The organism is Melioribacter sp. Ez-97, assembly GCF_051488665.1.
Classification (GTDB): Bacteria; Bacteroidota; Ignavibacteria; order Ignavibacteriales; family Melioribacteraceae; genus Melioribacter.
This window is the reverse complement of the sequence record NZ_JBPSEG010000013.1, coordinates 96,455-102,925: the sequence shown is the minus strand read 5'-3', so window position 1 is coordinate 102,925 and position 6,471 is coordinate 96,455. Positions and strand designations below refer to the sequence as shown.

At 41.2% G+C, this 6,471-nt stretch carries 7 protein-coding genes; 6 read left to right on the top strand and 1 reads right to left on the bottom strand.

What is annotated here, in order from left to right; translation table 11 throughout:
- Nucleotides 1-643 precede the first annotated feature (643 nt).
- From ACSSWA_RS13085 to ACSSWA_RS13060, 6 genes are all read left to right on the top strand, one after another.
- Nucleotides 644-1,075, top strand: a complete 432-nt coding sequence (locus ACSSWA_RS13085; protein ID WP_437356998.1) for an SRPBCC family protein — start codon at nt 644-646, stop codon at nt 1,073-1,075.
- Between the two features lie 20 nt (nt 1,076-1,095).
- The gene (locus ACSSWA_RS13080) at nt 1,096-1,257 is read left to right on the top strand and encodes a hypothetical protein (protein ID WP_437356997.1); all 162 of its coding nucleotides are present in this window, start codon (nt 1,096-1,098) and stop codon (nt 1,255-1,257) included.
- Nucleotides 1,258-1,388: 131 nt separating this feature from the next.
- Nucleotides 1,389-2,165, top strand: a complete 777-nt coding sequence (locus tag ACSSWA_RS13075; RefSeq protein WP_437356996.1) for a hypothetical protein — start codon at nt 1,389-1,391, stop codon at nt 2,163-2,165.
- 28 nt (nt 2,166-2,193) lie between these two features.
- On the top strand, nt 2,194-2,607 hold the full coding sequence (mscL, locus tag ACSSWA_RS13070; RefSeq protein WP_437357002.1) for a large-conductance mechanosensitive channel protein MscL: 414 nt from the start codon (nt 2,194-2,196) through the stop codon (nt 2,605-2,607).
- A 76-nt stretch (nt 2,608-2,683) separates the two neighbouring features.
- Entirely contained in the window at nt 2,684-3,268 is a 585-nt protein-coding gene (locus ACSSWA_RS13065; protein ID WP_437356995.1) for a hypothetical protein, read from the top strand.
- Between the two features lie 15 nt (nt 3,269-3,283).
- Nucleotides 3,284-4,945 (top strand): glutamine--tRNA ligase/YqeY domain fusion protein, encoded by a 1,662-nt coding sequence (locus tag ACSSWA_RS13060; protein WP_437356994.1) that lies wholly within the window; start codon nt 3,284-3,286, stop codon nt 4,943-4,945.
- A gap of 51 nt (nt 4,946-4,996) precedes the next feature.
- On the opposite strand, the gene gltX is transcribed toward ACSSWA_RS13060, so the two are convergent.
- On the bottom strand, nt 4,997-6,445 hold the full coding sequence (gene gltX / locus ACSSWA_RS13055; RefSeq protein WP_437356993.1) for a glutamate--tRNA ligase: 1,449 nt from the start codon (nt 6,443-6,445) through the stop codon (nt 4,997-4,999).
- Nucleotides 6,446-6,471: the final 26 nt, after the last annotated feature.

The window sequence follows — 6,471 nt, the reverse complement described above, 5'->3', positions numbered from 1 at the left end:
TAATCCTGGCGGGTTCAAGCGGTCGCTGAGCCTGTCGAAGCGAAGATTCCACTAGGTTCAAGCGGTCGCTGAGCCTGTCGAAGCGACTCCGTTCGTCCGTCAGTCGACGGACTCACTCCGAAAATCCGGACAATAAAATTGTTATACTGTTACGTCTTAATCGCACCCGACTCCGACGGGTAGAATTGTTTTAGCGGACGCTGAGCCTGTCGAAGCGATAATCCTGGCGGGTGCAAGCGGTCGCCGAGCTTGTCGAAGCGAAGATTCCACTAGGTTCACGTGGTCGCTGAGCTTGTCGAAGCGAAGATTGTGTCCCGTAAAAGTTTACAAGATTGTAAAAAAAGATGTAAGGCAAAATCATTCTATAATTCGAGAATAGTTTTATTGCATCTCAGTGGTCGCTGAGCCTGTCGAAGCGATAATCTGCAAACTCCACTCCCAAAATTGGATATAAAAAAGCTTTCTGAACAATTTGGCAATCTTGCAATCTTGTAATTTGGCAATCTTGCAATTTTGTAATCTTGCAATCTTGTAATCTTGCAATTTTGCAATCTTGTAATTTTGTAATCTTGCAATTTGTCAATAAACAAATTTGGCAATTAACGAATTACTTCTTAGCTTAAATTAAAAAACGGAGAACCTTATGAAAAAAAGCGATAAACCGATTATTGTCGAACAGGTTTTTAATACAAGTAAAACAGATTTATGGAAAGCCCTTACGGATATTAACGAAATGAAAAAATGGTATTTCGAAAATATACCGGATTTCAAACCTGTTAAAGGATTTAAAACAAGCTTTAATGTTGTAAGCAACGGAAGAAATTTCTTGCATAAATGGGAAGTGACCGAAGTTGTTCCCGGCGAACGAATTGCATACGGCTGGCGGTTCGAAGGTTACAGCGGATTGTCGACTACGGATTTTTACATTAAAGAAGAAGGAGAGCGGGTCAGATTAATTCTTACCGTTACCGTTCAGGAAGATTTTCCCGAAGATATCGAAGAATTCAAAAGAGAAAGCTGCATCGGCGGATGGAATTATTTTATTAACGACAGTCTTAAAAATTATCTGGAATAAAAAATCAGAAAGGACTGATAATGTCGAAATTTATTTTGTTGTATATAGGCGACGGTAAATCGGGCGATCCTAAAAAGGATTCGGATAATATTCATAAAACTGAAGAAATTGCTAAAGAATTCCCGTTGCTTGATGCCGAAGGCGTTATTGAAATTGCCGAACTAATTCCAATGAACAGGTAAATTAATTGGCATTGTAATATTAATTCTATATCTTAAGATACATTATCCTATTAATAGTCTTAATCAGGGCAGTCACCGCGAAGGCATTAATTTCTCCTCATTTATAATAAATAATTTTTAGGAGTAACAAGATGAAAAATTATATCTTTCTTGTAACCGTTATAATCCTGCTGGCAGACATTACGGAGGGGCAAACTGTCAGAAAAGGTTTCAATTTTCTTTCAATAAGCGATACTGCCGACACAATTGTTACAACCGTTTTTGCGTCGGGCGACGTTAAAGGGCTTGCCGCAGGCGATAATAAAGAAGAGCTTGCCACTAACGGAGCCTTAGGCGTTAGCATGGCTATTCACGATATTTTAATTACCGCATCCATAAACGTTGCGACTACAATGGATACTTTAAACAATACTTTTAGCAATATTTTATTGAATCCTTCAAACGGAAGCGGGCTTAGATCCGGTTTGCTCGATTTTAGAAAGAAAAAAATATTCAATAATTTTGACCTTCATTTGTACGCTACCGTTTCCACCAGCACATGGAAAATTGAAAATGAAATTAAAGACGTTACCGTAGGCGGAATAGGGATACTGATTGAAAAAGCTCTCATTAGCAAAAATGAGGAAAATGAAGTAACTTTAAGCTATGAGTTGGGGCTCAGCGTTCGATCTTTAATGGGAGAGCTGGCTTCGAACGAGGAGAAGAGGATGCGATTCTTGAACACCAAAAATTCTGTCTTCGGAGGTCTGGAAGGCGGCATGACTATTAGGGTAAATAGTTTAATCGCTTCGCTTCAATTTTATTATTTTATCGGCGACCATGTTAACGGAGTAACCGGCGGACAGCTCGCTACAGGAATCAGTATCAGTACAGACCTGTTTAGTTTTAAAAGCAGATACGAACAATAAAAACTAATTTCAGGGGACATCTATGAAAATAATCGACGAATTCAAAAAATTTGCCATACGCGGCAATGTAATCGATATGGCTGTCGGCATAATCATCGGCACTGCATTCGGAAAAATAGTCAGCTCTTTCGTTAACGACGTAATAATGCCGCCGATCGGATGGCTTATTGGCAATGTCGATTTCTCCGATTTGGCTCTGACGTTGAAAGAGAAAACCGACGCAGCGGAAGCCGTAACTATTCGTTACGGAATTTTCTTAAATACCGTTGTGGATTTTTTGATAATTGCGTTTGCGATTTTCATAGTAATCAAACAAATCAATCGGCTTAAAAAGAAAGAGGAAGAACCGAAAGCCGCTCCGACTACTAAAGAATGTCCCAAATGTTTTACTTTGATTCCGGTAAAAGCGACGAGATGCCCGAACTGTACTTCCGAAATTTAGCTTGTAACAGTGCTTGATTATTGAGGAAGAATACCGTATTAATTTCTATATTTGTACTTAAATTTTTACGGTATTCATGGAACTCGATTTAATAACTGATATACATAAGTATTGCGATAACTGGTGCGACAGATGCATCTATTCCACCAGATGCGAGCTTTTCATCGAAACAATTTATAAGAACGAAAAAAGAAAAGCGGTTTTTAATCCCGAAGGATTTTTTAATGTCCTTCGGGATTTGTATGTTCAGGCTTATGAAACTTTTGAAGCCGGCGATTATCTTAAGCAAAGCATAGAAGAACTTCCCGATCTTTACGGAACGGAATGCAACAACTGGCTTGATAAAAACGAATTGCCGCTTAATAAAAATAATCACAAAAGTACGGATATTACGGAAGCGCTGGAAGTTATTCGTTATTATCAGTATTTCATTTCGTTGAAAATTAAAAAATCATTCGAAACCGACGGCGAAGAACGATTAATCCACCTTAAGCTTGCCGAAGTAGCGGTTATGCGCTCTGTATCGGCATGGTATATTATTTTCAAGAAAACGGATAATGAAGGAACCGGTAAGCTTATCGGTATTTTAAAATCAATACTAATCTTATTGGAAAAAAATAATCCTGATTTAAAATCATTTTACAGACCATATTTTGATTAAAACCCGGGGACGTATATGGAAAAGGAAAAACCCAAAAATTTTATTTACGAGATAATTGACGAGGATATTAGAACCAATAAATGGGGAGGTCGGGTGCATACGCGTTTTCCTCCCGAACCCAACGGCTATCTCCATATAGGGCACGCTAAATCGATTTGCTTGAATTACGGAATAGCGCGCGATTATAACGGCAAATTCAATCTCCGTTTTGACGACACAAATCCCGAAAAAGAAGAAACCGAATATGTCGAATCGATTATCGAAGACGTCAAATGGCTTGGCGCCGATTTCGAAGACAGAATTTTTTACGCCTCGGATTATTTCGAGCAGATGTATCAATACGCGGTTGAATTGATTAAAAAGGGTAAAGCCTACGTTTGCGATTTATCCGCGGATGAGATTCGTAAAACCAGAGGCACTTTAACCGAACCGGGCATTGAAAGTCCGTACCGCAACAGGACGGTGGAAGAAAATCTCGACTTATTCGAAAGAATGAGAAAAGGGGAGTTCCCGACGGGTTCAAAAACATTGAGGGCAAAAATCGATATGGCTTCGCCGAACCTGAATTTGCGCGACCCCGTAATGTACAGGATAGTGCACGCCGAGCATCACAGGCAGGGCAAAAAATGGTGCATATATCCCACCTACGATTGGGCGCACGGTCTGGAAGATTCGATCGAAGGAATTACTCACTCGATCTGCACTTTGGAATTCGAAAACCACAGACCTCTGTACGATTGGTTCCTCGACGAGTTGGAAATTTATCATCCGCAGCAAATCGAATTCGCGCGTTTGAATTTGAGTTATACCGTAATGAGCAAAAGACGTTTGCTTCAATTGGTAAAAGACGGTTATGTGGACGGATGGGACGACCCCCGTATGCCTACAATTTCGGGTTTGAGAAGACGCGGCTTTACTCCGGAATCCCTCTGGAATTTTGCCGAATTAGTAGGCGTCGCAAAACGCGACGCAATGACAGACATTGCGCTGCTCGAATTTGCAATTCGCGACGATTTGAACAAACGCGCAACAAGGGCAATGGCTGTTCTCGACCCGATTAAAGTAGTCCTTACTAACTACGAAGGCGAAGAAGACGTAGAAGCTGTCAACAATCCCGAAGACCCTTCCGCCGGAACAAGAAAAATTAAATTTACCAAAGAACTTTACATTGACAGAGCCGATTTCATGGAAGAGCCTCCCAAAGGTTTCAGAAGATTAATTCCCGGCGGCGAGGTAAGATTAAGATACGCGTATATAATTAAATGCGAGGAAGTAGTAAAAGACGAAAACGGAAATATTGTAGAGTTGAGATGCACTTATGATCCTGATACGAAAAGCGGCTCGGGAACAAGCAATAAAAAAGTTAAGGGCACAATTCATTGGGTATCGGCAAAGTACGCCGCCAAAGCTGAAGTAAGGCTATACGACAGACTGTTTACAATCGAAGACCCTGCGGCTGAAGAAAATTGGCTCGATTACATTAATCCTGATTCGCTCAAAGTAATTGAAAACGCTTTTATAGAACCGTCGCTAAAAGATTCTAAACCGGGAGAGATTTTCCAATTCGAACGCCAGGGATATTTCTGCGTCGATTCCAAATATTCCACTCCGGAAAAACTTGTTTTCAACAGAACCGTAACATTGAAAGACAGCTGGGCTAAAAAGAAAGGGCAATAACAATTTGTTGTAATAAACCGGGCAATCTTTAATTGGGATTGCCCGGCGTTTTTATTTAAGAGTTTCGAGCGCGCGGTTAATTCTTTTAATCGTTTCTTCTTTGCCGATGATAAATAAAATGTCGTAAATTCCGGGTCCTGCGCTCATTCCCGATACTGCTAATCTGAGAGGATGAATTAATTTGCCCGCGCCGATTCCCAATTCCGACGCAGTCTCTTTGAGAGCTCTTTCGTAATCTTCTTTCGAAGGATTTTCTAAAGCCTCAAATTTGTCCCTCAATTTCGACATGTATCCGGGCGTTTCGGGTTTCCAGTTTTTTTCGACTGCTTTTTCCTCGTACGAAGACGGCGCCTCGAAGAAGTAAGGGGATTTCGTTATAAATTCATGCACAAAGGAAACGCGTTCTTTCATGGCGTGAATAACGAGCAGCAGATAATCGTCGGTTAAATTCAATTCCGCATATTTGCTTTTGCTCAATTCTTCTTTCAACATTACAAGCAGTTCGTCGTCCGGCTTTGCGCGCAGGTGTTCCGCATTAAGCCAATTCAATTTTTCTATATCGAAAACTGCGCCCGATTTATTGACGCGATCGAGTGAAAATTTTTCGATTAATTCGTCGATGTAATAAAATTCCTTGTCGTCGCCGGCGTTCCATCCGAGCAGGGCGACAAAGTTGATCAGCGCTTCTTTAAGGTAGCCTTTGGCTCTGTAATCTTCCACCGCCACGTCGCCTTGGCGTTTGCTTAGTTTTGAACGGTCGGGATTTAGTAAAAGGGGAAGATGCGCAAAAACCGGGAGCTCCCATCCCAAAAAATTATAGAGCAAAACGTGTTTGGGCGTTGAGGAAAGCCACTCTTCTCCGCGGATTACGTGGCTTATCTGCATTAAATGGTCGTCCACTACATTCGCCATGTGGTAAGTAGGAAAGCCGTCGCTCTTTATCAATACCTGATCGTCGATATTGTCGGAATCGAATTCTACGGCGCCTCTAATAACGTCGTTGAATATTATTTTTTTCCCGGGTTCAACGTTAAGCCGCACTACATGCGGAATATTTTCGCTAAGCTTACGTTCGATTTCTTCTTTGGAAAGACGGAGACAATGTTTGTCGTATTTTGCCTGAGGCAGTTTTTTAGCCATCTGTTCTTTGCGCAGTTCTTCGAGGCGTTCGGGCGTACAGAAACAATAATAAGCGTGACCTTTCGAAATCAATTCGTCGGCGTATTTTTTATAAATGTCGAGCCTCTGAGATTGCATATAAGGACCGAAATCTCCTCCCGCATCCGGTCCTTCGTCATAGTCGAGTCCGCACCATTTAAGAGAATTTATCAAATTTTCGACGGCTCCTTCGACATACCTGTTGCGGTCGGTATCTTCAATGCGCAGAATAAATTTGCCGTTGTTTTTGCGAGCAAATAAAAAATTATACAATGCGGTTCTTAGTCCGCCCACGTGTAAATATCCCGTAGGGCTCGGAGCAAATCGTACCCTGATATTCATAACGTACCCCTAAAAAATTGGCGATT

What these genes read in the sequence shown, in the direction of transcription:
- ACSSWA_RS13080 (WP_437356997.1), top strand. Translation starts at nt 1,096, where the DNA reads ATGTCGAAATTTATTTTGTTGTATATAGGCGACGGTAAATCGGGCGAT.
- ACSSWA_RS13075 (WP_437356996.1), top strand. Translation starts at nt 1,389, where the DNA reads ATGAAAAATTATATCTTTCTTGTAACCGTTATAATCCTGCTGGCAGAC.
- ACSSWA_RS13060 (WP_437356994.1), top strand. Translation starts at nt 3,284, where the DNA reads ATGGAAAAGGAAAAACCCAAAAATTTTATTTACGAGATAATTGACGAG.
- ACSSWA_RS13065 (WP_437356995.1), top strand. Translation starts at nt 2,684, where the DNA reads ATGGAACTCGATTTAATAACTGATATACATAAGTATTGCGATAACTGG.
- ACSSWA_RS13085 (WP_437356998.1), top strand. Translation starts at nt 644, where the DNA reads ATGAAAAAAAGCGATAAACCGATTATTGTCGAACAGGTTTTTAATACA.
- gltX (WP_437356993.1), bottom strand. Translation starts at nt 6,445, where the DNA reads ATGAATATCAGGGTACGATTTGCTCCGAGCCCTACGGGATATTTACAC.